This is a genomic window from Mesorhizobium sp. M7A.F.Ca.US.005.03.2.1, assembly GCF_003997795.1.
GTDB classification, from domain to species: Bacteria; Pseudomonadota; Alphaproteobacteria; order Rhizobiales; family Rhizobiaceae; genus Mesorhizobium; species Mesorhizobium ciceri.
On the sequence record NZ_RZRP01000670.1, the window covers coordinates 1 to 3,538 of the forward strand.

The 3,538-nt window shown below is 64.1% G+C and carries 5 protein-coding genes; 1 reads left to right on the forward strand and 4 read right to left on the reverse strand.

The window, feature by feature from the left end; genetic code table 11:
* Window positions 1-40 precede the first annotated feature (40 nt).
* From pcaG to pcaD, 4 genes are read right to left on the reverse strand one after another with little or no spacing between them, the layout of a single operon-like run.
* Window positions 41-655, reverse strand: coding sequence for a protocatechuate 3,4-dioxygenase subunit alpha (gene pcaG, locus EN991_RS28000; RefSeq protein ID WP_013532961.1), 615 nt, complete (start codon window positions 653-655; stop codon window positions 41-43).
* A complete protein-coding gene (pcaH, locus tag EN991_RS28005) occupies window positions 655-1,410 on the reverse strand; it encodes a protocatechuate 3,4-dioxygenase subunit beta (RefSeq protein WP_013532962.1) in 756 nt (251 codons plus the stop codon). The genes pcaG and pcaH overlap by 1 nt, the downstream gene beginning before the upstream one ends.
* Window positions 1,400-1,807 (reverse strand): 4-carboxymuconolactone decarboxylase, encoded by a 408-nt coding sequence (gene pcaC, locus EN991_RS28010; RefSeq protein ID WP_127369970.1) that lies wholly within the window; start codon window positions 1,805-1,807, stop codon window positions 1,400-1,402. The genes pcaH and pcaC overlap by 11 nt, the downstream gene beginning before the upstream one ends.
* Window positions 1,800-2,609: a 3-oxoadipate enol-lactonase gene (gene pcaD, locus EN991_RS28015; RefSeq protein WP_127369971.1), complete on the reverse strand. Its 810-nt coding sequence runs from the start codon at window positions 2,607-2,609 to the stop codon at window positions 1,800-1,802. Before pcaD ends, pcaC begins: the two co-directional genes overlap by 8 nt.
* A gap of 93 nt (window positions 2,610-2,702) precedes the next feature.
* On the opposite strand from pcaD, the gene pcaQ reads away from it, so the two are divergent.
* Window positions 2,703-3,538 (forward strand): pca operon transcription factor PcaQ (pcaQ, locus tag EN991_RS28020; RefSeq protein ID WP_127369972.1); only part of this gene is annotated, 836 nt, incomplete at its 3' end.

A 3,538-nucleotide genomic window follows, 5' to 3' on the forward strand; every position in this document is an offset into this window, starting at 1 on the left:
GTCGAAGGGCGATACGGTCATATCCTGCTCCTCCTGACCATCAGCTGTCGAAGAAGACCGTTTCCTTCTCCCCCTGGAGATGGATGTCGAAAACATAAATATCGCCGTTGCGCTCGGCGATCAGCGTCGGCACGCGGACGCGGTGCTCGATGCGCGCCAGGATCGCATCCCCGGCATTGGCCTTTTCCTCATCGGAAAAATACAGGCGTGTGTGCAGGCCGAGATTGATGCCGCGCGCGACAATCCAGAGGGTGATGTGCGGGGCCATCAGGCTTCCGTCCCTGAACGGCACGCGGCCCGGCTTGATCGTCTCGAACGTGCACAGACCGGTGTCCATGTCGGTCGGGCAACGGCCCCAGCCGAAAAAGTTCGGATCGGCCGCGCCGCGCAGTTCAGCCGGCGAATTGTAGAGCCCATCCGCATCTGCCTGCCAGATCTCGATCAGCGCATCCTTGAGCGGCGTGCCGGTACCGTCGAGCACCCGGATGCGCAGGCCGATGCGCTCCCCCTTGGTCTTGTCGTTGACCATGGTCGCACCAAGGTCGGTCGCATAGACGCCGCCGATGCCGCAGAAATTGGGCGTCAGCCCGATATGGACATAAGGTCCGGCGGTCTGCGAGGGGCTTTCCCTGAGCCGGTCGAGCGACTGGGCCATCAATTGCCCTCCAGCCTGTTTTCGAACAGCGACGCGCGGCGCCCGCGCAGCACGATGTCGAACTTGTAGGCGCGCGCGTCGAAGGGGATCGTCGCCTGCATGTCGAGCGTGGCGATCAGCGTTTCGACGGCGGCCTTATCGGGGATGCCGCGCACGATCGGGCAGTGCCAGATCAGCGGATCACCCTCGAAATACATCTGCGTGATCAGCCGCTGCGCAAAGCCGTGGCCGAAGACCGAGAAATGGATGTGCGAGGGCCGCCAGTCGTTCGGCCCGTTCGGCCAGGGATAGGGGCCGGGCTTGACGGTGCGAAAGGCGTAGCCGCCATCCTCGCCTGTTATGGCGCGCCCGCAGCCGCCAAAGTTCGGGTCGAGCGGCGCCAGATAGCCGTCCTTCTTGTGGCGGTAGCGGCCGCCGGCATTGGCCTGCCAGAATTCGAGCAGCGCGCCGGGTACGCCAACACCGCGTTCGTCGAGCACCCGGCCATGGACGATGATGCGCTCGCCGAGCGCGCTCTCGCCGGGCCTGGCGAAATTGTGGATCAGGTCGGCGTCGAGTTTGCCGAGCATGGCGTGACCGAAGACCGGACCTGCAATCTCCGACAGCGTGTTGTCGAACGGCAGCGGCGCCTTCTGCGGCGAGCGCAGCACGGAGGTCTTGTAATTCGGTGTCAGAACAGGCGGATGCCAGGTCCGGTCACGCTGGAAGAAGGCGCCGGTCTCGGGCCTCCGGTTCGAGCCGGACTCAGCGGTCATTCTGGCTTCCGTCCATTTCCGAAAACACGTCCTTGGCAATTTTGAAGGCACGGTTGGCGGCCGGCACGCCGGCATAGATGGCGACATGCAGGAACGCCTCGCAGATATCGTCGCGCGAGGCACCGGTGTTGACGGTGGCGCGCACATGCATAGCAACCTCCTCATCATGGCCGAGTGCGGCCAGCAGCGCCAGCGTGACGATCGAACGCTCACGCCTGGTCAAGCCCGGCCGCGCCCACACGGTTCCCCAGGCGGCCTCGGTGATCAACTCCTGGAAAGGCTGGTCGAAATCGGTGGCGGCGACCTCGGCGCGGTCGACATGGCGGTCACCAAGCACCGAGCGCCGCACCGCGAGGCCGGTGCGATATCTGACTGCATCGCCGGAGACTTCATCCATGGGTTTCTGCTCCAGGGGCAAGCGACGAGATAAAACTGCGGATCAGGGCGGTGAGCGCTTCAGGCTGTTCGACGCAAGGAATGTGTCCAGCGTCGCGGATGATTTCGAAGCGCGCGCCGGGGATCAGCGCGGCCAGCGAGCGGACGAGATCGGGAGGTGTCGAGCCATCCTGGTCGCCGGCGACGCAGAGCGTCGGCACCGCGATGCGGCGTGCAGCATCGGTGAAATCGGCATCGCGAACGGCCGCGCAAGTCCCAATGTAACCTGCAAGCGCTTGCCTCGTCATCATGTTCCAGTAACCGTCGAGCTCGGCCTGACGCGCCGCGTGGAAGGCGGGGGTGAACCACACTTTGAGCACGCCATCGGCAATCGCCTGGATGCCCTTGCTTTCGACAGTCGCGATGCGTGTGTTCCAGCTGTCTGTCGTGCCGATCTTGTGTGCCGTATCGCAAAGGATCAGGCCTTCGACGATTTCAGGCCGCCTGGCATAGAGCCCCTGCGCGATCATGCCGCCGACCGACAGGCCGCACAGCACGACCTTGCTCAAGCCGAAATGATCGATGAGCGCCGAGAGGTCATCGACGTGATCGTCGATCGACCTGATGTCGCCGATGTCGGACAGTCCGTGGCCGCGCTTGTCATACACCAGCAGCGGCATTTCACCATCGAACGTCGAGACAATTTCGTCCCAGATCCGGAAGTCGGTGCCGAGCGAATTGATGAATATGATTGGGCGCGCATTGCCGGTCGCCTTGATGTGGCGATGGTGCAGCGTGATGCCGCCGATGGTGACGAATGGCACGGTTTCGATCCTCCGCCCCCACATTGCACAAGGCGTTTGGTTCGGTAAAATGATATTTTGCGGCGTTTCATTAACTCAGGGGTTATCGAATCCATGTCCGAGAGCCGCATTCGGTTCCGTCACCTGCAGGCATTCCTGGAAGTTGCGCGGCAGGGGAGCGTGGCGCGAGCGGCTGACTTGCTGCATGTCAGCCCGCCGGCCGTGACCAAGACATTGCGCGAACTGGAAGAGGCGCTGGGGGTTGCGGTGGTGGAGCGCGACGGCCGCGGCATCCGACTGACGCGCATCGGCGAGATCTTCCTTCGCCACGCCGCCACGGCGATCACGGCGCTCAAGCAAGGCGTCGATTCCGTCCGCCAGGACGGAGCGGTCAACCGGCACCCGATCCGCATCGGCGCGCTGCCGACGGTGTCGGCGCGGGTGATGCCGCTTGCCATGAGCCTGTTCCTCAAAGAGAGCACCGGTGCGGCGATCAAGATCGTCACCGGCGAGAACGCGGTGCTGCTCGAACAGTTGCGCACCGGCGCGCTCGATCTCGTCGTCGGACGGTTGGCGGCGCCGGAGAACATGACCGGCTTCTTCTTCGAGCATCTCTACTCCGAACAGGTGCTGTTCGTGGTGCGGGCGCGACATCCGCTGCTTGAGCCCGGACAGGACGTGTTCGCGCGGCTCGACGAGTTCCCGGCGCTGATGCCGACACGGGAATCGGTCATCCGCCCTTTCGTCGACCGCCTGTTCATCACCAGCGGCATGACGGCGCCGGCAACCGAGATCGAAACCGTCTCGGACTCCTTCGGCCGCGCCTTCCTGCGGCAGAGCGATGCGGTTTGGATCATTTCGGCCGGCGTCGTCGCCAATGAACTCGGCAGTGGCGCCTTCGTCGCCCTGCCGGTCAACACCGAGGAAACCAAGGGACCGGTCGGCCTGAC